This is a genomic window from Geothrix sp. 21YS21S-2 (assembly GCF_030846775.1).
Lineage (GTDB): Bacteria > Acidobacteriota > Holophagae > Holophagales > Holophagaceae > Mesoterricola.
Map to the genome: position 1 here is coordinate 4,881,318 of NZ_CP132910.1, position 21,507 is coordinate 4,902,824.

Sequence of the window (21,507 nt, forward strand, 5' to 3'; positions counted from 1 at the left end):
TCCCCGGTTTGTACGAAATCTCAACAACCCCGCAGCTCTGCCTGTAAAATGTATTATGTGGATTTAATGGAGTTGCGGTGTTCGGAATCCTTTCAAGGTACAAGGTCGGGTTCTGGGCCTCCCTCTGCCTCCTCACCGCGCTGGCGTCCCTGGCGGGGCACTATGCCGGGCTTCCCGCCCTGGCCGGCTTCGGCCGGGACCTGCGTCCGATGGCCCCCGCCGCCGGGTGGCTCGCGGCGCTCATTGGCGGCGGCGTGTTCCTTGCCGGCAGCGGGCGCCGCCGGCTGATCCTGCGCGGGCTCATGATCGCGGCGGGCCTGGCGGTGGGGGCGCCGCTCCTCTACGGCGTCCTCGTCCTTCGCGCGCCCGGCAACACCCTCCTGGCCCGGATCGGGTACCTTGCCGCGTGCTTCTCGCTGGCGGCGGCCGCAGGCCACCGGTCCGCGCGCTGGAGGCACCGGCAGGCAGCGGCCCTGGCGGCCCTGGTGCCCCTGGTGGCGGGGTCCCTGCTCCTGTTCGGCTATGCCGCGGGGATGCCGCTGCTGTTCGAGACGGAGGCTTCGGCCACCTCCCTGCCCGCGGCGCTCACGCTCTTCTTCCTCGGCCACGCCCTCCTGGCCCTGGCCGGGAACGACACCTTCCCCATGACCCTCTTCCACCTGGACCGGGTGGAACTGGCCGCCTCCACCAGCCTCTGGCTGAAGCGCCTGCCCGTGCTGAGCTTCATGGTCCTGGCCAGCCTGGGCGGGGCGGGGGGGGCCCTGTGGATGCGGGGGCAGGTGACGGCCCACCGGCGCTCCGCCAAGGACCAGCTGGCGGCGGCGGCGGACCTGAAGGCCGCGGCCCTGGACCGCTGGATGGAGGAGCGCCTCGCGGACGCGGAGGTGATCCGGAAGGGCGGCATCCTCCAGGAGAGCCTGGCCCAGAGGCTCCAGCGGGGCCCCGGGCCCGGGGACGGCGCCATCCGGACCTGGATGGCCACCCTGCGCGCGCAGTGCGGCTACCGCTGCGTGGCGCTGTGCGATCCCGCGGGGCGCGTGGTGACCGGGGACGGTCCGTTCCGGCCGGCGCCCGGCACGCTGCAGAAGGCCCTGGACACCGGCGAAGTGTGCCTGGAGGACCTGCACCAGGACGAAGGCGGCGGCGAGTGGCGCTTCGGCCTCTGGATCCCGGTGCTGGACGCCGGCGGCACCCCGGCCGGGGCCGTGAACCTGGCCATGGGCGCCGGGCAATTCTTCGGGCCGTTCCTGGCGCAGTGGCCGGTCATGGGGCCCCGGGGCGAGGCGTTCCTGGTGGAACCCGGCAGGGGGCTCCTGGGTTCGGTTCCCGCCGACGCGCTGGGCGTGTTCCTGGAGGCGGCCTCCAGGGGAAGCAGGCAGGACTTCCCGGTCGGCGCCGGGAGCCTGCGCAACCGGGCCTTCGGCGCGGTTAGGCCCCTGCGCCGGGCGCCCTGGTCCCTGGCCGTGCGGATCCGGGAGGCCGACCTCGTCGAGCAGCTGCGGCCCCGGTTCTGGGGCACGGCCATGGGGACGCTGGGCAGCGTCCTGCTGCTGGCCATGGCCACGGGCTTCCTGGTGCGGCGCCAGGGGGGCATCCGCATCCGGGAGCAGCTGGCCATGGAGCGGGAGCGCAAGGCCCTGGCCGAGCGATCCAAGGTCCTGATGCGCGAGGCCAACGACCTCATCCTGCTGCTGGACCCGGATGGGCGGATCCTGGAGGCCAACGAGCGCGCCCAGGCCAGCTACGGCTGCACGGCGGAGGAGCTGCTGGGCCGGAACGCCGCGGACCTGAGGGCCCCGGAGGCCGCGGCGGGTTTCCAGTCCAAGTGGGAGTGGCTGAAGGCCGAAGGCTCCGGCGTCTGGGAGACCTGGCACCGGCGCAAGGACGGCACGGTGTTTCCCGTGGAGATCAGCAGCCGCGTCGTCTCCCAGGGCGGCGGAACCTACGTGCTCTCCTTCCTCCGGGACATCTCCGAGCGCCACGCCCAGGCCCGGGAGATCCGCCACCTCACCCAGCTGTACGCCGCCCTGGGCCAGGTGGGCCAGGCCGTGGTGTGGACCCGGGACCGGGCCGGGCTGTTCCAGCGCGTGTGCTCGGTCCTGGTGGAATTCGGCCGCATGGGCACCGCCTGGATCGGCGTCGTGGACCGCGCCACGGGCGAAGTGACGGTGGCGGGCCGGAGCGGAAGGGAGACCGGCCTGGGCCGGTTCAGGCGGGAAGGAGGGCGGGACGCCCTGGCCGAGGTGGTCCGGGAGGGCCGGCCCAGCATCCTGGAGGACGAGGCGGACTCCGCCGCGGCCTTCCCCATCGCCCAGGCCGGCGTGGTCACCCACATCCTGGGCGTCGTGGCCACGGACCGGGGCTTCTTCGGGGCCGGGGAGGTGGAACTGCTCGAAGAGACGGCCCTGGACCTGGCCTTCGCCCTGGACAAGCTGGACGAGGAGGCCCGCCGCGCACGGGCCGAGGAGCAGCTGCGCACCGCGGAGGAATTCGCGGAGAACCTCATCCAGACCGCCAGCGCCATCGTCGTGTGCCTGGACGAGACGGGCCGCGTCGTGGTGCTCAACGAGGCCGCCACCGCCATCACCGGGTACACCCGGGAGGAGCTGCTGGGCCGCAACTGGTTCGAGGTTCTCGTGCCCAGGGAGCGGTATCCCGAGGTGTGGGACGTCTTCAGGGACCTCCTGGCCGGGGGGGGCGTACCCCGGCACTTCGAGAACACCATCCTCGCCAAGGACGGCACGGAGAAGGTCATCAGCTGGCAGAACAGCGAGGTGCGCAGGGGCGGACGCATCACGGGAACCATCTCCTTCGGCGTGGAGATCACCCAGCAGCGCCTGGCCGCGGAGGAACAGAAGCGCCTTGAGGCCCAGCTGCAGCAGAGCCAGAAGATGGAAAGCCTGGGGAGCCTTGCCGGCGGCGTCGCCCACGACCTCAACAACGTGCTGGGGGCCATCCTCAGCCTGGCCTCGGCCCACCGCGAGGACGGCGGGCTGCCCCCGGCCCTGGCCCGCGCCCTGACCACCATCGTCACCGCCTGCCTGCGGGGGCGGGGGGTCATCAAGAGCCTCCTCTATTTCGCCCGCAAGGGCCTGGAGGAGGAGCGCCCCCTGGACCTCAACGCCCTGGTGGCCGATCTCACCCAGCTGCTGGCCCACACGACGCTCAAGCGGGTCAAGCCGGTCATGGCCCTGGAGGAGGGCCTGCCGGCCGTGATGGGGGACGCCGGCGCCCTCAGCCACGCCGTCATGAACCTCTGCGTCAACGCCGTGGACGCCATGGAGCGCGGCGGGACGCTCACCCTGCGCACGCGGCGGGAGCCGGGCGGCGGCGTGAGCCTCGCCGTGGAGGACACCGGCGAGGGCATGGCCCCCGAGGTCCTTCAGAAAGCCATGGAGCCCTTCTTCACCACCAAGCCCCTGGGCAAGGGCACCGGCCTGGGGCTCAGCATGGTCTTCGGCACCATGAAGGCCCATGGAGGCGCCCTGGAGCTGAGGAGCGGCCCCGGGCTGGGGACGGTGGCCACGCTCCGGTTCCCGGCCTCCAGGATCCTGGAGGCGCTTCCGGAATCGGTCCAGGCCGCCGCCGCGCCGAAGGGGGGCCGGCCCCTGTCCATCCTCCTGGTGGACGACGACGAGCTGATCCGGGAGGCCGTGGGACCCATGCTGGAAGTGCTCGGGCACCAGGTGCGCCTGGCCCCCGGCGGCCAGGAGGCGCTGACCCTGCTGGAACAGGGCCTGGAGGTGGACCTGGTGATCCTGGACATGAACATGCCCGGCCTCACCGGCGCCGAGACCCTGCCCAGGATCCTGGCGCTGCGCCCCGGCCAGCGGGTGGTCATGGCCAGCGGCTACAGCGACCAGGACGTGGCCCGGCTCGCCGAGGGCCGCCCCGGGGTGCGCAGCCTGCGCAAGCCTTTCAGCCTCTCGGAGTTCAAGGCCCTCCTCGACGCCTGGTGACCGTCAGAGGACCCGCGGCACCACGAACAGCCCGCGGTAGGACTCCGGCGCGTTGGCCAGCGCCTCGGCCTGGGTGAAGCCCTCCCTGGGGACGTCCTCCCGGCGGGGCAGGGGCCGGTCCAGGCTGGCGGGCTCCACCCCGTCCAGGTCCAGGGCGTCCAGGCTCTGGGCGTGGCTCAGCAACTGGGCCATGTCCCTGCGCAGCGGCTCGATCTCCTCCTCCCGGAGGCTGAGGCGGGTCAGGGCGGCGCAGCGGAGCACGTCCTCGCGGGTGACCTCCATGGCTAGGCCCCCAGCGGCAGGTTGGGGTCGGCGTTGAAGGGCCAGGGGTCCGCCGCGGGCTCCAGGATCGCGCCGGCCGCGGCGATCATGGCGCCGTTGTCCGTGCAGAACCTCGGTTCCGGAATGGCCAGCACCAGGCCCAGCCTTTCCGCCAGGACCTTGGCCTGGGACCGGAGTTCCGAATTGCAGGCCACGCCTCCGGAGACGATGAGGGCGCGGGCCCCGGTCTCGTCCCGGAAGGCGGGGATGGGCTTCAGGAGCCAGGCCGCCACGGTCTCCTGGAGGGTGCGGCACAGGGCCCGCACCCGGGGGTCGTCCACGCCCGCGGCGTCCAGGCCCGCTTCGCCGTGGATGCGGATCTTCACGGCGGTCTTGAGGCCGGAGAAGCTCCAGCCGGCCTTGCCGTCCCGGAACTTGGGCGGAGTGAAGGGGGCCGCGGCGCGGTCGGCGGTCTTCGCGCAGGTGTCCACGATGGGCCCGCCCGGGTAGCCCAGGTTCAGCATGCGCGCGGTCTTGTCGAAGGCCTCCCCCGCCGCGTCGTCGCGGGTCTTCTGGAGGAGCTCCAGGTGGGACCAGTCCCGGGCGAGGTAGAGGTGGGTGTGCCCGCCGGACACCAGGAGCGCCAGGGCGGGGAAGGGCAGGTCCGGCACGGCGAAGCGCGCCGCGTTCAGGTGGCCCAGGAGGTGGTGCACCCCCACCCAGGGGATGCCCTCCCGCCAGGCCATGGCCTTGCTGGCCGAGAAGGTGGTGAGCAGGGACCCCACGAGACCCGGCCCCTGGGTCACCGCGATACGGTCCATGGCCGAAAGCGGCAGACCCGCCTTGTCCAGGCACCCCGCGATCACCCCCCGCAGCTGCAGGAGGTGCTCCCGCGCCGCCAGTTCGGGCACCACGCCCCCGTAGGGGCCGTGGAGCTCGTCCTGGCTCTTGCGGGTCATGGCCAGGAGGACGGGGCCCTCCGGCGTTTCTCGCACCACGGCCGCGGAGCAGTCGTCACAGGAGGATTCGAGTCCGAGTACCAGCATCCCGAGATTGTACCGGAATCGGACCCGGGATCCTCAAAACCCGCCCGGGGGGACGCCAGGGTTGGGCTGGGACGTCGAGGAGGTGGAACTGGAGGAGGAAGAGGAGGTCGTGGTCGAAGTCGAGGTCGAGGTCGAGGAGGTGGAGGAACCGGGGTCCCCGTTCTTCCCATGGAGGACCATCACCATCCCCAAGGGGAGGTTGCGTTCCGCGTGGCCCTGGGGCTCGGGCAGGAGGCCCTGGGGTTCGGGCAGGAGGTCCTTGGTTTCGGGCACCCCGACCCCGTGCCCCGCCGGCTTGGGGGGCCCCGATACGATGCCGACCATCCGGCCGTCGCTGTAGTTCACGAAGGAGAAGGTCGCCGGTCCCCCGGGGTTGGTTCCCCTGGCGCCGCCGGAGGCCACCATGCCGTGCGGCAGGACCTCGGTTTCCCAGGTCCAGTAGACGAACGTCCCCACGGCTCCCGGCCCCGCGGTGGATCCCGCGGACGCCTCCGTGACGGCCAGGCCCACCGTCTGCATGGTGTCGAACCCGGCCCGGCCCGTGAATTCGATGGCCTCGCCGGGGCCCAGGACCGTGCTCTTGACGTTTGGAACCCCTGCGCCCAGGTACAGGACCGGAGCCGGGGTCCTGGCCTTGCGGCCGATCATTTCGGCGCTGTCCCTCCGGATGGCCTTGACCGGTTGCTGGGTGGAGGGATCATGCTGGAAGTGCCCGAACCCGGCAAGTTCGACGTGGAAGTTCCGGTCGGTCTGGTTGATCAGGGCGGCGAAGGTGGAGTCCTGGGCCTGGGCGTGGCTGAGGGCGCCCAGGACCAGGGAGATGAACCCCAGGTTGCGGTACGTGAGGAACGAACGGCCTGTCATTTGTTCAAATCCTATGTTTTTCAAGCACATGACGGAATGTCGCGTGCATCCTCAGGTGCGGGGATGATTATGAAGGTTTCTTATCGCCACCGCTCCGGCGGGTGGAAGCGCCACCGCCACCCCGACCAGCTCACCCGCTGGAACGTCACCCGGAAGGGCCAGGGCACCTGCTCCAGGAAGCCCCGGAGGGCCTTCTGGAGGCGGAGGCGCTGGGCGAAGGTGAGGGCCGCGTCCCCCCCCACCCAGGCCCCCGGGGCGCGGGCCTTCACTTCCACCAGGCGCAATTCGTCGGCCCGGGCCACCAGGAGGTCCATCTCGAACCTGCCGGCCTTCAGGTTCCGGGCCACGGGGTCCCAGCCCCGAAGCCACAGGAGCCAGAGGGTGCCGCGTTCGCACCAGCGCCCGTACCGCTGGGCGGCGCGGCCCCGGGAAGCGTCCATGGGGGAGCTGTGCTCCGCGCGGCGCCGGGGTTCCCGCTAGAATTCCCCATGGCCAGCACCCGCTCGAACGCCGACCGCAGCCCCTTTCTCCAGCGCAAGCTGGCGGACCTGCCCACGCGCCCCGGCGTCTACCTCTACCGGGACAAGGAGGCCAACCTCCTCTACGTGGGCAAGGCCAAGGTCCTCCGCAACCGCGTGAAGAGCTACTTCCAGGCCAAGCACCTGGACGCCAAGACCCGGCGCCTGGTGAGCCGCATCTGGGACCTGGAGTTCATCGTCTGCGAGACGGAGCTGGAGGCCCTGGTCCTGGAGAACAACCTCATCCGGGAGCACCGCCCGCCCTACAACATCATGCTCCGGGACGACAAGAGCTACCCCTACGTGAAGCTCACCTGGAAGGACCCCTTCCCCCAGGTGTTCGTCACGCGGAAGGTGAAGAAGGACGGCTCGCTCTACTTCGGCCCCTTCTTCCCGGCGTCCACCGCCTACCGCACCGCGGAGCTGGCCTACCGCTTCTTCCAGATCCGGGACTGCGACATCGACATCGACGGCAAGCGGGGCCGGGCCTGCATGAAGTACCAGCTGCACCGCTGCACCGCCCCCTGCATCGCCGCCGTGACCCAGGAGGCCTACCGCGAGCAGGCCAAGGAGGCGCGCCTGTTCCTGGAGGGCAAGCGGGACGAGCTCAAGGGCCGCCTGGAGGCGGCCATGTGGCGGGCTGCGGAGCACAGCGCCTTCGAGCAGGCCGCGAACTACCGGGACACGCTGAACCAGGTGGACGCCTGGTTCAACCGCCAGAAGGCGGCCACCGTGGACCAGGAGGACACCGACTACTTCGGCAGCGCCGTGCTGGACGGCAGGGCCTGCGTGCACCGCCTGGAGATGCGGGAGGGGCGCATGGTTGGCCGCCGGGAGTACGTGCTGGAGGACGTGGAGGCCTTCGACGGCCAGGTCCTGGCCGAGGTGCTCAAGCGCATCTACACCGAGGAGCCGGTGCCCGCGCGGATCCTGGTGGAAGTGGAGCCCGAGGACGCCGAGCTGCTGCGCGAATGGCTGGGCACCATGCGCGGCGCCAAGCCGCACCTGGCCGTCCCCCAGCGGGGCGAGAAGGTGGACCTCCTGACCATGGCCCAGGAAAACGCCCGCCTGGCCCTGGAGCGCAAGTTCGAGCCCGCGCGGCTCAACCAGGCCGTGCTGGAGGGCCTGCAGGCCTTCCTGGGCCTGGCCCACCTGCCCAGGCGCATGGAGTGCTTCGACATCAGCCACGGGCAGGGCCGCGAAGTGGTGGCGTCCTGCGTCGTCTTCACCGACGGCGTGCCCGACCGCAAGAACTACCGCCGCTTCAAGGTCAGCAATGAGCAGAACGACGACTTCGCCAACATGGCCGAGGTGGTGGGCCGCCGCTACCAGCGCCTGAAGGCCGAAGGAAAGGACCTCCCCGACCTCGTCCTCATCGACGGCGGCCTGGGCCAGCTCCACGCCGCCGAGAGCGCCCTTTCGGCCCTGGGCCTGGACCAGCTGGAGCGCGCCTCCCTGGCCAAGAAGGAGGAGCTGGTGTACCGCCCCGGCAGCTCCGAGCCCCTGCGCATCCCCAGGACCAGCCCCGTCCTCCAGCTCCTCCAGCGCATCCGCGACGAGGCCCACCGCTTCGCCATCACCTACCACCGCGCCCTGCGCGCCAAGCGCACGATCCAGACGGAACTGACCACCATCCCCGGCGTGGGCGCCGCCACCGCGAAGAAGCTGCTGCAGGCCTTCGGGAGCGTGACCGCGGTTCGCGAGGCGGAGGAGGCGGCCCTGGTGGAGAAGGCGGGGCGGGCGGCGGCAAACAAGGTGATGGCGTGGCGGGCGGTGCCGGCAAAGGAACCGTAGGTCTAGTGTGAGTGGGTGGGCCGGCCCTTCGGATGAATGCGCCGACCCATCACGCAATGGCAAGAACCTGTGGTCGGGCAAGAAAATGCCCATCGCCGAGGACGCCGGGGTGCCGAGGTTCGCCGAGGGAAATGGACCTTCCTCTCGGCGTACCTCGGCTCCCCGGCGTCCTCGGCGATGATTTTTTTCAATGGAATTCACAGCCTAGGTTCAATGCGTGGTGGGTAGAGGCAATCATCCGAAGGCCCGGCCCACCCGGTCAAACGAGGATCACGCCAGCTGGAACCGTTCCGTCAGCCGCCGCAGCTCCGAGGCCAGCGCCGCCAGCTCCTCCACGGTCTTCGCGGTCTCGCCCATGGTGGCCACCAGCTGCGTCGTGGCGGAGCCGTGGCGCTCGGTGAGGGCGCCGATGGAGCCCAGGTGGTCCAGGAGGCGCTCGGAGGAGGTGGCCTGGCGGTCCATGGCGGCGGCGATGTCCCGCACCTGGCCGCCGTTCTCCTGGATGTGGCCCTGGATGCGGCCGAGGCCCTCGTTGACCTGGCCCACGGCCTGGATGCCCTCGTCCACGCGCTGGGAGCTCTCGGCCACCAGGGCGGTGATCTCCTTGGCGGCCACGGCGCTGCGCTCGGCGAGCTTGCGCACCTCCTCGGCGACGACGGCGAAGCCCTTGCCCTGGGCGCCGGCCTTGGCGGCCTCGATGGCGGCGTTGAGGCTCAGGAGGTTGGTCTGGCGGGCGATGTCGGCGATGACCGTGGTGATCCGGCCCACGTTGCGGGAACTTTCGAGGATGCCCCCCATGGCGCGGTCCGAGTCCGCGGCGCTGCCTCGGGCCGTGTCGGCGGCGGTCTCCGAGGCCGAGGCCAGGTTCTGGAGCCGGGCGGTGCCGGTCTGGACGGCGCCGGTGAGGGCCCGCATGTCCTGGACCAGGCCGGTGCCCGCCTCCATGATCGACCTCTGTTCGTTGGACGAGACGCCGATCTCGTCCGTGGCGCCCTTGACCTCGGAAACGGTGGCGCTCAGCTCCATGGCGGAGGAGGCCACGCGGTGGCTCACTTCGGAGATCGTGCGGATGTGCTCCCCGAGGTCGTCGATGACGGCGTTCAGCGCGCGGCCGGTATCCCCCAGTTCGCCCCCTCCGGGCTCCGGGCAGCGGGTGGCGAGGTTCCCGGTCCTCAGGGCCTCCATGGCGGTGAGCAGGCCCGCGGCCTGCCTGCGAACGGCGTTCCCGAGCACCCGGGTGAAGGTGAGGCCCAGGGCGAGGGCGGCGGTGAGGCCGGCCAGGATCAGGTACTGACCGGTCCGGCTCCCCGCGAGGTCCCTGCGCACCAGGTCCTCGCCGTCGGTCTGGAGGCGAGCGATGAGCTTGAGGAGGAGGTTGTAGCCCTCCCTCCGGTAGGTGGTGTTGGCCTCGATGAGGGTGGGGAGCTCGTCGAGGGTGGCCTTGCGGGCCCTTTCCAGCACCGGGGGAAACGACTCCATGTACTTCCGCATGCCGGCGGTGATCCTGGCGGCGTCCTCCCGGTCCTGGCCCGTCCATGGGAGGGCGTCCATCTCGGCCAGGGACCTGGCGAGATCGGCCTCCACCTCCTTGAGGCGCTTGACCCGGTTCTCCAGATAGTCCGCGTTCCGGGCCGCGCCGACCAGGGAGACGTGGATCACCCTGAGCACGTCTGAGTCGTGGAGGACCCGCGCGGCCACGGAACTCTTGGGGAGCCCGGATCCCAGGGCCACCTGGTCCGTGCGCAGCCGCTCGAGGCTGGCGGCGCCCAGCACGGCCACCAGGGCCAGGAGCGCCAGCTGGGTGCCCAGCAGGAACAGGAACTGGCCGCGGAGGTTGAGGGATCGCAGGAATGCCATGGTGCCTCCGGATCAAAGACCTAGGAGCGCATAGGCAAGGGAGAGGACGATGAGCCCCGCCATGCCCGAGGCCGCGAGGTTGGCGGTGCGCCGGGTGCCGAAGAGATACGTGTAGAAGACCTTCAACAGGTTGTTGCTGGCGGTGGCGATGATGATGGCCTGGAGGATCTGCCCGCTGCCGATGCCCAGGTTGCCCTGCAGGACGGTGACCACGAAGGGCGTGATGTCCGAGCAGCCCACGATGAAGGACATGGCGCGAAGGCCCATCTCCTTGAAAAGGATCAGGGCGTACTTGGTGGCGAAGGAGACCGTCACGAACATGAAGGCGAAAAAGAGCGCGGAATTGATCTCCAGGGGATTCCGGTGGAGAGCCTCCTCGCCGGATTCCACGGCGGGGGCGGCCTCCGTGCCGTCCTCGGCGGCCTTGGGCGGGGCCTCCGGGCGCACGTCCCGGTTGAGCCAGAGGCCGTACCCGGCCGACAGCAGGGCCAGGATCAACAGGGCCGGGGCCACGCGGATGGCGTCCCGTGTGCGGAAGATGGCCACCAGGACCAGGACCCGCAGGTACATCATCGCCACCGCCACGAGGATCGCCGCGGCGGCCTGATGGTCCCGGCCCGGGTGCTGCCTGGAGCGCTTGGCGAGCACCAGGACGGCCACGGTGCTGGAATACACGCCGCCCAGCAGGCCCGTGAGGAGCAGCCCCCTGCGGGGATAGAGGTAGGTCTGCAGCACGTAGCCCAGGTAGGAGATGGTGGTGGTGACCACCACGGCCATCCACACCTGCCGGGGCGTGAGCGGCAGCACCGCGAAGAGCCGGCCCAGGTAGCCCGTGGGGGGCACCACGGCGGGGATCAGCGGCAGCACGACGCCGGCGATGGCCAGGAACTTGCAGGCCGTGACCACTTCTCCGGTCTCCAGGCGGTCCGTGAACTTCCGGATCCGGCCCTTGGAGTGAAGCACGAACAGGATGGACACGGCGATCAGCACCACGTACCAGTGGGGCTGGAGGAGCGTGATGGGACCCAGGGTGTAGGTGAGCAGGGCGATGAGCACCCCGATCAGGCCGGGGCTCTTCTTCTGGCGGACCTTGTTGTTGTAGTAGACCAGGAGGAACGGAACGATGGCGGCCAGGCCCATGATGAAGACGTAGGGGCCGACGGTGGGCATCTGGTAGAGGAGGAAGCCCAGCATGCCGAAGAACACGAAGGTGCGCACGGTGCCGAAGGTGTCGAACTTGTTCTCGCCCTCGTAGTAGTCCCGCAGCCCGATCCCGATGAGGAAGCTGGCGGCGAGGGTGAGCAGGAACGAGGCTACGAGGGGGGGGATCATGGGCGACTCCTTGCGGCGGTACGTGACGGGGCGCGGAGGGTCTCCCCCCCGCGCCCCGCGGAGCCTACTCCATCCCGACGACCTTCTTGGCGGCCTTCAGGTAGTTGGTGTTGGGCATGGCGGCGATGCCCATGCCCTCGACGACCTTCTTCATGCCCTCGTAGTTCTCGCTCTCGGCGCAGGCGGATTCCACCAGGGCGCCGTTGAACCAGACCTGGGCGTACTCGCAGATGATCCCCTCGATGGTGAAGCCGTAGCGCATCTTCTCGACGCTCACGGGGCACAGGGCAGGGTGCCTGCGGGCGAAGGCGACGAACTCGTCCAGGGTGTAGGTGTCCTGTTCGAGGGCGGTGTCGACCTTCAGGTGGGAGAGGATGGTGGCCAGGTCCTCGCGCTTGACGGGGAACTGGAACTTGCCGCGGGGCTGGAAGATCTCGTAGCCCTCGGGGGTCTCGCCGACCTTGGTCTTGATGTCCAGGAGCCCGTCGCGCACCTTGACGTTGGCCTCGTTGGTGAGGGTGGAGAGGAAGTAGGTCTCCGCGGGCATCTTGCGGGCCTGGAACAGGACGGTCTTGCCGTTCCAGATGTTGCCCTTGACCAGGTCGATGACCCCGTGCCCGAAGACGCGGAACTCGGCGCGGGGGATGATCTTGGCGGCGTCCTCGGTGGAGGTGGCGGTGTTCTTGGCGAAGGGATCGGCCATGGTGTGGCTCCTTTGGGAAAGGTCGGAAGGGAGGGCCGGAGGCTAGAACGCCACGGCGACGTAGAGGAAGGAGAGGACGGCGGCGCCGCCCATGCCCGCGGCCACCAGGGTGGCGGCGCGGCGGTTGCCGAAGAGGTAGGCGTAGACGGCCTTCATGAGGTTGTTGCTGGCCGTGGCCACCAGGATCGCCTGGAGGACCTGCGGCTGGGAGATGCCCAGGTTGCCCTGGAGGATGGAGACGATGAAGGGCACGATGTCCGAGGCGCCCACCAGGAAGCTGAGCATGCGCAGCCCCAGGTCCTTGAAGTAGATGAGGACGAACTTCGTGACCACGGTGACGACCACGAACATGAGGGCGAAGAGGAGGGCGGCGTTGATCTCCAGCGGGTTGCGTTCCTTGAGCTCGACCTCGGCCTCCGGGACGTCCTCGGGCGCGGGCCCGCCCCGGACCCACCAGGCGTAGGCGGCCACAAGGATCGAGAGCGCCAGGAAGGGCACCGTCAGGCGCAGGGCGCCCGCGGGCATGAAGGCCGCCACCAGGATGAGGATCCGGAGATACATGGTGGGGGTGGAGAGGAGGATGGCCGCGGCGGTCTCCCGGGCCTCCCCGGGCAGGTTCCGGGTCCGCTTGGAGAGCACGAGCGTGGTCATGGTGCTGGAGTAGAGCCCGCCGATGATCCCGGTGAGCAGCATGCCCTTCTTGGGGTAGAGGTAGGTCTGGAGGACATAGCCGGCATAGGAGATGGCGGTGGTGACCACCACGGCCATCCAGATCTGCCTTGGCGTGACCGGCAGGATGGTGAAGACCCTGGCGGCCCAGCCTTCCACGGGGATCGTGGCCGGTATGAGCGGCAGGATGACCCCGGTGATGGCCAGGAACTTGCACGCCGTGACCACCTCGCCCGTCTCCAGGCGGTCCGTGAACTTGCGGATGCGCCCCTTGGAGTGGAGCACCAGGAGGATCGTCACGCCCAGGGCCGCCAGGAACCAGTGCGGCTCATGGATGGCAACCGGGCCGATGCTGTAGGTGAGCATGGCGATGAGCACCCCGATGAGGCCGGGGCTGCCGTGCTGGGTGACCTTGTTCCGGTAGTAGACCACCAGGAAGGCCCCCAGGACCGCCATCCCCATGAGGAAGGCGAAGGGTCCCAGGGCCGGGATGCGGTAGACCACGAAGCCCAGCATGCCGATGAAGATGAAGGTGCGGACGGTGCCGAAGGTGTCGTACTTGCCCTCCCCTTCGTAGTACTCCCGCAGGCCGATGCCGATCAGGGTGCTCATGGCAAGGGTGAGGAGGAAGGGGATGATCTGGGGTGGCAGCAATGGGACCTCTTGAAGTAAGGGCGGCAGGGCCGGTCTCAGTGCCTGGACTGGACCGTGTCCCTGAACATGTAGAGATAGAGAAGGGCGATCCCCAGACCCGCGACGAGCCACAGGAGGGACCGGCTGGAAGGCACCGCCTCCAGGACCATGGAGGTGGAATCGCCCTGCTTGAGGGCGGCGGCCTGCAGGAGCGCCGTCTGGCGGCCGTCGGCCCTTCCCAGGCGGACGCGGGGTTCCGCTTCCTTCTTGGTGGGCTTGGGCAGGGCCTCCTTGATGGCCTGGAACCGGTAGCCGGCGGGCAGGACCACCTCGAGGCTGAAGGCGGTGATGGGATCATCGTAGGTATTGACGAAGGCGGCGCGCACGACCCGGCTGGAGCCGGGCATCTTGGCCTTTTCGCCCTCGGCGACGGCTTCGGGCGAGAACAGGCCGGTGGCCGTGTAGGTGAAGGAGCAGGTCCAGACGCCAGGTTCCGGCGGCAGGACGACCTTCACGAGCGCACCGCGGGATTCCAGGCCGAGTGCCTTCGGGCCGCTCGCGAGGAGGAACCCGGAGGCCTTGAGGCCCACGGGGATCTCAACGGTCTCGTTCGCCGCGCCGGCGATCACCAGCGTGGTGGTTGCCCGGCCCGCGCCGTCCGGGGAGAGTTCCACCCGGGTGGCGTAGGACTGGATCTCGGCCGCTGAAAGGGCGGCGCCCAGGAGGAGGAGGGGAAGCAGGAGCCGGCTCATTTAGGCATCGCCCAGAAGGAAGGCGTGATGCCGAGCCAGTGGAACCAGGTGGCCGCCGAGATGACCAGCAGCACCATGCCCACCGTGCACGTGATCATGCCGAACTTGAAGTTGTCCATCACGGTGTACTGGTTCGTGGAGAAGAGGATCACGTTGGGCTTGCCGCTGATGGGCAGGCCCACCACCCAGTCGATGCAGAGCGCGGCGGGCAGGGCCATGGACACGGGATCCCAGCCCAGGGCCTTGGACATCGTGATGATGATCGGGATGAGGATGATGGTGCGCACCGTCTTGGAGGTGGTGAGCAGGTGGCTGTACATCATCACGCCGGTGATGAGGGTGAAGGCCGCGCCGAAGGGGATGGACTTCAGGTTCATGCCTCCGAACAGCGTCCTGACGCCCCATTCCGCCGCCCCGGTGTCCTCCAGGGCGAGGCCGCCGGCATAGGCGCCCGCGGAGAAGATGAGGAGGTGCCAGGGGATGTCCGCCTCGCTCCACTGGAGCACCCCGTAGCGGGGGAAGAGCACGAGCACCGCGCCGATCAGGGCCGCGAAGGGCGCGCTGATCTCCACGCCGAACCAGCGCATGTGGAATATGTCGGTCATCCAGAGGAAGAGCACCACGCCGAAGATGACCATGGCCTTCTTCTCCTGGAAGCTGAACGCGCCCATGGAGCGGTGCTGCTCCTCCACCAGGGCCAGGCCGCCCTCGACCTTGGGGGTCTGGTCCCCGGCCGCGATGGGGAAGATGAACCTCTGCCCCACGAACCACATGATAAGCATGGTGAGGATGGCGATGGGAGCCCCGGCGATCATCCAGTCCATGTAGTAGACCCGGTGGCCGGTCATGCTCTGGATGAAGGCCACCGCCACCAGGTTGGCCGAGGAGCCGGTCATGGTGACGGAGGTGAGCACCGAGATGCCCGCCAGGTTGAGCAGAAGCAGGTTCTTGCCGAAGTTGTTGGGGGTCTGCTCGGTGGAGCCGTAGATGGTGCCCACCACGATGATCAGGGGCAGGGTCATGACGCAGCGCGCCGCCGTGGCCGGGATCAGGGGGGACAGGGCCAGCTGGAGGATGACGAAGGCCAGCAGGGCCCAGGAGGCCTTCCGGCCGAACTTGACGATGAGCCACAGCGCCATGCGCTTGGCCAGGCGGGTCTTCACCAGCATGGAGCTGAGGATGAAGGCCAGCAGGTTGAGCCAGATCACTTCCATGCCCAGCACGTCCATGATCGGCTTGGCCGGGGAGGTGCGCGTGACCAGGAGCAGGAACATGAGGATCAGGGACGTGACGTAGGTGGGGAAGGGCTCGGTCACCCACCACACCAGGGCCAGCGCGAAGCAGGCCGTGCCCGTCTGGGCCGCGCCGCTCAGGCCGGCGCCCGCGGGGAGGTAGTACACGAGGAGGAAGAGCAGGATGCCCCCCGGGAATCCCAGGTAGCGCATCCATTTCTCGGTGGGGCTCTGGGCCTCTCTCGTCTTGGAGGAGAGGACCATCTTCTCCATGTCCAGGAGGGCCTGGAGGGAGTGGGCGGGAGTCGCCGCGGGTGCTTCAGCTGCCATCGCTCTGCCTGAAAAGGCGAGCCGCCCCCCTGGGGGCGGCCCGCGGTTGATTACGCCTTGTTCCAGGTATTGTAAGGGTTCTTAAGCAGGTTGGAGTTGAAATAGCGGGGGTCGCTGGAGACTTCGGGGCCCACCCAGGCGGGGAGGGTGATGGCCTCGTCCTCGGAGGCCAGCTCGATCTCGGCCACCACCAGGCCCTCGTTGAGGCCGTGGAAGACGTCGATCTCCCAGGTCTTGCCGAAGTGCACCTCCTTGTGGCGGTGCTTGTCGATCAGGGGCTGCTCGCAGAGGTTGTCCAGCAGCAGGGCGGCGTCCTCGACCGGGATGGAATACTCGAATTCCGAGCGGGTTACGCCGGTGGTGATGCCCTTGATGGTGAGCTTGGCGCGGGTGCCTTCGATGCGCACGCGCACCACCCGCTCCTTCTGCGAATTGAGGTAGCCCTGCTTGAAGTGGATGCCTTCGCCCTGGGGGACCCACGCGTCGAGCTTCACCTGGTACTTGCGTTCGATTTCCTTGGCCACGGGGCCTCCTGATTCAAAGTGCGGGTTGGAGTGTTTCACGGCGGACAGTCCTTCCGGAAGGGCCCTGGGTGCGGGCCCTATCCGGAAGGGCGCGGTGGTCTAGAAATTGACCTGGAGCCGGATGGTCGTGATGGAGAAGTCGTCGTTGACGATGCCGCCGTAGACGCCCTTGGGCTTGGCGTTCTCGTTGTTGTCGACCTTGGTGTAGTCGGCCATCCAGCGGATGTTCTTGTTGGTGTACCAGGTCAGGCCCAGGGACATGTTCTTGGCCTGGCCGCCCTTGACGGCGTCGATGGCGGTGAGGTCGTCCTGGTTCATCTTGCTGTAGCGGGCCACCACTTCGAGGGCACCCATCTTGCTGCTGGGGGTGACCTTGCCGAACAGGCCGTCCTGGGCGCTGTAGGAGCGCCGGCCGCCGAAGATGTAGGACACCTGGCCGTAGTAGGTGGAGAAGGTGTGGTCGACGACGCTGGCGGCGAGGGCGGCGGCGGTGGTGCCGAAGGCGTCCCGGCGCTTGACCTTGGTCTGCTGGTACTCGCTCTGCCAGGAGAAGGCGTTCCACACGCCCGCGAACTCGGCGCCGGTCTGGGTGTAGTTCTTGACGTTGGCGACCTTGGCGTTCAGGAACTTGGCCTTGCTGATCTTGCCGGCCTCGGGCCTGCCGGAGAAGTCGATGGCATAGGCCTCGCCCGCCACGGGCACCAGGGTGGTGGTGCTGTAGTCGGCGATGGGGGTGCGGGTGTTCATGGCCACGCCGAAGTGGATGGCCTTGGACTCGTTGACGAGGATGGGGGCCACGCTGACCCGGCCGGCATAGCCCCAGCCGTGGTCGGAGCCGTTGGTGTCGGCGGTGTTGGTGTCGTCGATGGCCTGGCCGAAGAAGTTGGCCTTGGCCTGCCAGCGCTCGCCCCACTTGGCGACGGCGACGCCCACGTGCCGGTCGGGGGTCCAGATGTCGCTGTAGGAGCGCTCGGTGAACCAGATGGCGTTGGAGGAGGAGAGGGTGTCGAAGCCGAAGGGCGCCTTGAACTGGCCCACCTGGATCAGGGTGTCCTTGAAGCCCTGGTAGCCGACCCACATGTCCTTGACGGAGGCACCGCCTTCGGCGAAATCGTAGTCGCCTTCGGCGACCCAGTCCTTGCCGAAGCCGGCCTTGAAGCTGATGCGGCCGCGGCGCAGCTGGGTGCCGTTGGCCAGGCGGTTCTTGTTGCCGTCGAAGAAGACCGAGTCCAGGTGGAAGCGGCCGCCGAACTTGACGTAGAAGCCGCCGTCCTTGGACTCGTCGGACTTCTTGGCCTCGAGTTTGGTGAGCTTCTCGACCTTCTTCTCGAGATCGGCGATGCGCTTGTCGGCGTCGGTGGGAGCCTGGGCGGCGAGGGGGCCCGCCAGGATGGCGAGGGCCAAGGGCGTGACGAAGAACTTCATGTGAACCTCCAGCGGTAGGTCATGGGGGGCGCGCGGGCGCGCCGGCTTTGTTGAAGACGAGGGTTTCCCAGAGGGAATGGACCTGAATTGGAAGATGCGTGCCAAGTTTGAAATTGATGATAAGTCAAATATTTACAGGCATTGAGTATTGAGGAGGGGGGATCCGTCCGGGACGTCCGTGCGGAAATCCGCGCAGAACCCCTGCGGGAATGCGCACGGGGCGGCTCAGCCCACCTGCGCGGTCAGGGCGCCGACGATGGTCTTCACGATGGCGGCCGTGTCCAGCTCCCGCACCGTGACCAGCAGGCCGGTGCGGTCGTAATGGCCCACGAGGGGGTTGGTCTGCTGCCGGTAGACCTCCAGGCGGCGGGTGATGGCCTCGGGGGTCTCGTCCTCGCGCTGGATGACCTTGCATCCGCACGCGCGGCAGGTGCCGTCCGGGGCGGGCGGGTTCGATTTCAGGTTGTAGATCGCGTTGCAGTCCGGGTTGGAGCAGGTGCGGCGGGTGCAGAGGCGATCCAGGATCACCTCCTCGGGGACCACCAGGTTCACCACCATGTGCAGGGGCAGGTCCAGGCCCTTGAGGAGCAGGCCCAGCGACACGGCCTGGGGGATGGTGCGGGGGAAGCCGTCCATGATGAAGCCCTCTCCGGGCCGTTCCTGGAAGCGCTGCTCGACCATGCCCATGATGAGGCGGTCGGGGACGAGGTCGCCCCGCTGCATGTAGCCCTGGGCCTGAAGGCCGAGGGGGGTTCCGGCCTTCACGGCCGCCCTGAGGAGATCTCCGGTCGATATCTGCACGGAGCCGTCGTAGGCCGTGAGCTGCTTGGCCACGGTGCCCTTGCCGGCGCCGGGCGCACCCAGCAATACGATGCGCATGGTTTGTGCCTCCTTGATGTTCGAGAAAAAGGGGGGGGCGGCGCCCCCCCCGGTCGTGTCATTCGCCCAGGTTCTTCGCGCCGGGCCAGCGGTACAGGCTGGGATTGCCGTCCTTGTCCAGGGGGCGCCGGTCGGCGTCCGTGGTCACGGAGTTCTCGTAGTCCAGGATTGCGTCGCCCAGGAAGCGGATCGCCTCGGCCCGCTCCTTGAAGCCCGTGGAGGCCATCATCAGCTTGCCTTCCTTGTCCCTGCCCTTGTAGGACGTGAACCAGGTCTGGAGGATGGTGGTCACGCCGGGGAACTTGGCGTCCAGGTCGGCGATGCTCTTGCAGTTCCAGAAGGGCGAACCCTCCATGGCCACCACCAGCTTGTTGTCCACCTCGCCGGTGTCGGTGAGGACCAGGATGCCCAGGGTGCGGGCCTTGACCACGGAGCCGGTGGGGACCGACTGGCCCAGGATCAGCACGTCGATGGGATCGCCGTCGCCGCCCTTGCTCTTGAGCAGGACGGAGCGGGGCACCGCCCCGTAGTTGCAGGGGTAGCCCAGGTACTGCACGTACCGGGGGGCCCCGTTCTTCTGTTCGATGGCGATGAGGCCGGTCTTGATGTCGGTCTCGAATTTGGCCGTGGTGCCGGCGGGGATCTCGACGACGCAGTTGATGGTGCCGTCGACGTTGATGGGGTCGTAGCCGGTGAGGAAGTTCTTCCGGCCCTTGAGGACGTGGGCCTGGGCCGTGACGTCGGCGGGCTGCAGCGCCGGCAGGGGCGTGGCCGAGGCCGCCAGGCAGAGCAGGATCCCGGGGAGGAGGATGCGGGGGGAGAAAAGGGTCTTCATGTGTTCCAAGCTCCTATTCGATGGGCCAATGGGGCGCGAGACTTATGACGGATCGTCGTTGTGGGCGGCCTTGGCCTTCTTGGCCTTGGTCTTGGGCTTCTCGGCCTCGGGGGCGGACGCCGCGGCGACGGCCAGGATGATGTGGGGGCGGCTCTTCTTGGCGGGGTCGTCATAGGCCAGCTTGGGGCTCTTCATGAGCTCCTCGCGGACGGTTTCGGGGGCGTATTCGAGCAGGTAGTAGGTGGGGCCCCAGGGGGTCTTGCCGGGGTCCACGACTTCCTGGATCAGCCGGGCCGCGTTGGCCATCTGCTCCGGGGTGCGGTCCGGGTTGTGCTTGGAGTAGCGGCCGGACTTGTTGTTGATGGTGAAGCTCTTGGTGGCCTTGTCGTAGTTGATCTCGCCGCTGATGCGGCTGGGGCCGCCCGCGATGGCGGAGACGTGGCCGTAGTTCTCGGTGGTGCCGGGCTTGCGCTTGGACTGGTCCTCGGGGCGGAAGAAGCCCTTGGCGTAGGTGCGGCCCAGGGGATGGGCGGCTTCCTGGATGATGCCCACGCGGCCTTCGGCGTCGATCACCCAGTTGTACGGGGCGTTCTTGGCGTCCAGGATGGCGGGGTAGTCCTTGGTGGCCACCTGGAGGTAGGGGTTTATGAGCACCTTGCCGTTCTTGTCGGCCTCGTAGTGCTTGATGTAGGCGGGCTGGGACAGGTAGCCGTACAGCGCGTCGAGCTTGTCGGGCCCGGCCTGGGCGAAGCCGGGAAGGGCGAGGCAGGCCGCGAGGGCGCCCAGCGTGAAACTGCGGGAGAGGTTTCGCATCGTCATGGATCTCCGGAAAGGGGTGGGAATGGACTTCAGTGGGTGAGGGGCCTGTTCATGAGCTTGCGCACCTTGGAACCGCCCCATTTCTCGGCCTGGGGCATGGCCAGGTCGCCCAGCTCGCCGAGGATGACCTTCTGGTAGAACTGCTCGCTGGCCTCGTGGAGCGCGGGGCTGTCGTAGTAGTCGATGTCGCCGTAGCCGAGGGAGACGTCGTAGAGGTAGGGGGCCTCGCCGGGCTTCGTGGACCACCCCTCGAAGGAGAAGCCGCAGTCGTCGGTGCCGGCCAGTTCCACCGAGCCCGGCTTCACGCGCACGGAGTAGGCCCGGTTGCCCACGAGTTTCGTGTCCGCCGGGATGCCGAGGGTGGCCAGTTCGGGCATGTACTTGGCGAAATCGCCAAGGGTGAGCTTGCCCAGGCTGTCCAGGGTGACGCTGAAGGAGGCGCCCTTCTCGACGTAGCCGTCCAGCATTCCGCCGGCGCCGGGGCCGGCGTTCTCCTCGGCCTCGACCTTCACCTTGTCCACGCCCACGACCTTCAGGGGCGTCGCCAGGGCGAGGTTGGCATCGGGATTGACGGCCTTGATGGTGAGACCCACCTGGAATTCCGCGACGCCCTTCTTGAACTTCTGGGTGATGCGCACCAGGTAGCCCTTCTTCCAGAGGTCCTGGCCGGGCGTGTCGAAGTACTCCTTGTAGGCGTTCTCGATCTTGAGGGGATTGTCGCCCTTCTCGGTGACCTTGAAGCCGTGCTTGGCGCCTGCGGCCTTGACCCGGTTCCAGACCGTCGCGAAGACTTCGGCAGGGGAGCCCTTGAGCTTGGCGGGGTCGAGGAGGAACTTCACCTCCCGCCCGTTCACGTTTTCCAGCCTGGGTGCGGGATACTTCTCGATGGTGCGCAGATGGAGAGCCTTGGCCTGTCCGGGTGCGGCCGCCCAGCCTCCGGTGGCCACGGTGCCCGCGACCAGCAGAACTGCCACGATGTTCCTGATCATGTTCGTCTCTCCTTGGATGAGTGAGTACGCGTTGGGATGCCCCTATTGGAGCAAACCCCGCGCCAGTTTCCGCGGTGTGATTATTT

At 68.5% G+C, this 21,507-nt stretch carries 18 protein-coding genes; 2 read left to right on the plus strand and 16 right to left on the minus strand.

Annotated elements, in window-relative coordinates; translation table 11 throughout:
* Positions 1–77: 77 nt before the first annotated feature.
* Positions 78–3,959 carry a PAS domain S-box protein gene (locus RAH40_RS21400; RefSeq protein WP_306599665.1) on the plus strand — a complete coding sequence of 1,294 codons (3,882 nt, stop codon included), beginning with the start codon at positions 78–80 and terminating at the stop codon, positions 3,957–3,959.
* A 3-nt stretch (positions 3,960–3,962) separates the two neighbouring features.
* On the opposite strand, the gene gatC is transcribed toward RAH40_RS21400, so the two are convergent.
* The 4 genes from gatC to RAH40_RS21420 form a co-directional block, all read right to left on the minus strand.
* Entirely contained in the window at positions 3,963–4,241 is a 279-nt protein-coding gene (gatC, locus tag RAH40_RS21405) for an Asp-tRNA(Asn)/Glu-tRNA(Gln) amidotransferase subunit GatC (protein WP_306599666.1), read from the minus strand.
* A gap of 2 nt (positions 4,242–4,243) precedes the next feature.
* The gene (gene tsaD, locus RAH40_RS21410) at positions 4,244–5,266 is read right to left on the minus strand and encodes a tRNA (adenosine(37)-N6)-threonylcarbamoyltransferase complex transferase subunit TsaD (RefSeq protein WP_306599667.1); all 1,023 of its coding nucleotides are present in this window, start codon (positions 5,264–5,266) and stop codon (positions 4,244–4,246) included.
* A gap of 33 nt (positions 5,267–5,299) precedes the next feature.
* Positions 5,300–6,130, minus strand: a complete 831-nt coding sequence (locus tag RAH40_RS21415) for a hypothetical protein (protein WP_306599668.1) — start codon at positions 6,128–6,130, stop codon at positions 5,300–5,302.
* Positions 6,131–6,210: 80 nt separating this feature from the next.
* Entirely contained in the window at positions 6,211–6,570 is a 360-nt protein-coding gene (locus tag RAH40_RS21420) for a YraN family protein (protein ID WP_306599669.1), read from the minus strand.
* A gap of 48 nt (positions 6,571–6,618) precedes the next feature.
* Here RAH40_RS21420 and uvrC point away from each other — a divergent pair, with 48 nt between their 5' ends.
* Positions 6,619–8,442 (plus strand): excinuclease ABC subunit UvrC, encoded by a 1,824-nt coding sequence (gene uvrC, locus RAH40_RS21425; protein ID WP_306599670.1) that lies wholly within the window; start codon positions 6,619–6,621, stop codon positions 8,440–8,442.
* Between the two features lie 270 nt (positions 8,443–8,712).
* On the opposite strand, the gene RAH40_RS21430 is transcribed toward uvrC, so the two are convergent.
* The 12 genes from RAH40_RS21430 to RAH40_RS21485 form a co-directional block, all read right to left on the minus strand.
* Entirely contained in the window at positions 8,713–10,299 is a 1,587-nt protein-coding gene (locus RAH40_RS21430; protein ID WP_306599671.1) for a methyl-accepting chemotaxis protein, read from the minus strand.
* 12 nt (positions 10,300–10,311) lie between these two features.
* Positions 10,312–11,631: a DUF4010 domain-containing protein gene (locus RAH40_RS21435; RefSeq protein ID WP_306599672.1), complete on the minus strand. Its 1,320-nt coding sequence runs from the start codon at positions 11,629–11,631 to the stop codon at positions 10,312–10,314.
* Between the two features lie 64 nt (positions 11,632–11,695).
* Positions 11,696–12,334, minus strand: a complete 639-nt coding sequence (locus RAH40_RS21440; protein ID WP_306599673.1) for a hypothetical protein — start codon at positions 12,332–12,334, stop codon at positions 11,696–11,698.
* Positions 12,335–12,376: 42 nt separating this feature from the next.
* On the minus strand, positions 12,377–13,657 hold the full coding sequence (locus RAH40_RS21445) for a DUF4010 domain-containing protein (protein ID WP_306599674.1): 1,281 nt from the start codon (positions 13,655–13,657) through the stop codon (positions 12,377–12,379).
* Between the two features lie 35 nt (positions 13,658–13,692).
* The gene (locus RAH40_RS21450) at positions 13,693–14,388 is read right to left on the minus strand and encodes a hypothetical protein (protein ID WP_306599675.1); all 696 of its coding nucleotides are present in this window, start codon (positions 14,386–14,388) and stop codon (positions 13,693–13,695) included.
* Entirely contained in the window at positions 14,385–15,950 is a 1,566-nt protein-coding gene (locus RAH40_RS21455) for an SLC13 family permease (protein WP_306599676.1), read from the minus strand. The genes RAH40_RS21450 and RAH40_RS21455 overlap by 4 nt, the downstream gene beginning before the upstream one ends.
* A 50-nt stretch (positions 15,951–16,000) precedes the next feature.
* Positions 16,001–16,474, minus strand: a complete 474-nt coding sequence (locus RAH40_RS21460) for a CYTH domain-containing protein (RefSeq protein WP_306599677.1) — start codon at positions 16,472–16,474, stop codon at positions 16,001–16,003.
* A 99-nt stretch (positions 16,475–16,573) separates the two neighbouring features.
* Complete coding sequence (locus tag RAH40_RS21465) at positions 16,574–17,899, minus strand: OprO/OprP family phosphate-selective porin (protein WP_306599678.1); 1,326 nt, start codon at positions 17,897–17,899, stop codon at positions 16,574–16,576.
* A 225-nt stretch (positions 17,900–18,124) separates the two neighbouring features.
* Positions 18,125–18,778, minus strand: a complete 654-nt coding sequence (locus tag RAH40_RS21470; RefSeq protein ID WP_306599679.1) for an adenylate kinase — start codon at positions 18,776–18,778, stop codon at positions 18,125–18,127.
* Between the two features lie 58 nt (positions 18,779–18,836).
* Positions 18,837–19,613 (minus strand): inorganic diphosphatase, encoded by a 777-nt coding sequence (locus RAH40_RS21475; protein ID WP_306599680.1) that lies wholly within the window; start codon positions 19,611–19,613, stop codon positions 18,837–18,839.
* A 42-nt stretch (positions 19,614–19,655) separates the two neighbouring features.
* Positions 19,656–20,432: a hypothetical protein gene (locus tag RAH40_RS21480; protein WP_306599681.1), complete on the minus strand. Its 777-nt coding sequence runs from the start codon at positions 20,430–20,432 to the stop codon at positions 19,656–19,658.
* A 29-nt stretch (positions 20,433–20,461) separates the two neighbouring features.
* Complete coding sequence (locus tag RAH40_RS21485; RefSeq protein ID WP_306599682.1) at positions 20,462–21,421, minus strand: hypothetical protein; 960 nt, start codon at positions 21,419–21,421, stop codon at positions 20,462–20,464.
* Between the last annotated feature and the right edge of the window lie 86 nt (positions 21,422–21,507).

Bases quoted from the DNA above. Each gene is read 5' to 3' on its own strand.
- RAH40_RS21480 (WP_306599681.1), bottom strand. From the start codon at position 20,432: ATGACGATGCGAAACCTCTCCCGCAGTTTCACGCTGGGCGCCCTCGCG.
- RAH40_RS21435 (WP_306599672.1), bottom strand. From the start codon at position 11,631: ATGATCCCCCCCCTCGTAGCCTCGTTCCTGCTCACCCTCGCCGCCAGC.
- RAH40_RS21485 (WP_306599682.1), bottom strand. From the start codon at position 21,421: ATGATCAGGAACATCGTGGCAGTTCTGCTGGTCGCGGGCACCGTGGCC.
- RAH40_RS21430 (WP_306599671.1), bottom strand. From the start codon at position 10,299: ATGGCATTCCTGCGATCCCTCAACCTCCGCGGCCAGTTCCTGTTCCTG.
- RAH40_RS21470 (WP_306599679.1), bottom strand. From the start codon at position 18,778: ATGCGCATCGTATTGCTGGGTGCGCCCGGCGCCGGCAAGGGCACCGTG.
- RAH40_RS21415 (WP_306599668.1), bottom strand. From the start codon at position 6,130: ATGACAGGCCGTTCGTTCCTCACGTACCGCAACCTGGGGTTCATCTCC.
- RAH40_RS21420 (WP_306599669.1), bottom strand. From the start codon at position 6,570: ATGGACGCTTCCCGGGGCCGCGCCGCCCAGCGGTACGGGCGCTGGTGC.
- gatC (WP_306599666.1), bottom strand. From the start codon at position 4,241: ATGGAGGTCACCCGCGAGGACGTGCTCCGCTGCGCCGCCCTGACCCGC.
- RAH40_RS21455 (WP_306599676.1), bottom strand. From the start codon at position 15,950: ATGGCAGCTGAAGCACCCGCGGCGACTCCCGCCCACTCCCTCCAGGCC.
- RAH40_RS21475 (WP_306599680.1), bottom strand. From the start codon at position 19,613: ATGAAGACCCTTTTCTCCCCCCGCATCCTCCTCCCCGGGATCCTGCTC.
- uvrC (WP_306599670.1), top strand. From the start codon at position 6,619: ATGGCCAGCACCCGCTCGAACGCCGACCGCAGCCCCTTTCTCCAGCGC.
- RAH40_RS21440 (WP_306599673.1), bottom strand. From the start codon at position 12,334: ATGGCCGATCCCTTCGCCAAGAACACCGCCACCTCCACCGAGGACGCC.
- RAH40_RS21465 (WP_306599678.1), bottom strand. From the start codon at position 17,899: ATGAAGTTCTTCGTCACGCCCTTGGCCCTCGCCATCCTGGCGGGCCCC.
- RAH40_RS21450 (WP_306599675.1), bottom strand. From the start codon at position 14,388: ATGAGCCGGCTCCTGCTTCCCCTCCTCCTCCTGGGCGCCGCCCTTTCA.
- tsaD (WP_306599667.1), bottom strand. From the start codon at position 5,266: ATGCTGGTACTCGGACTCGAATCCTCCTGTGACGACTGCTCCGCGGCC.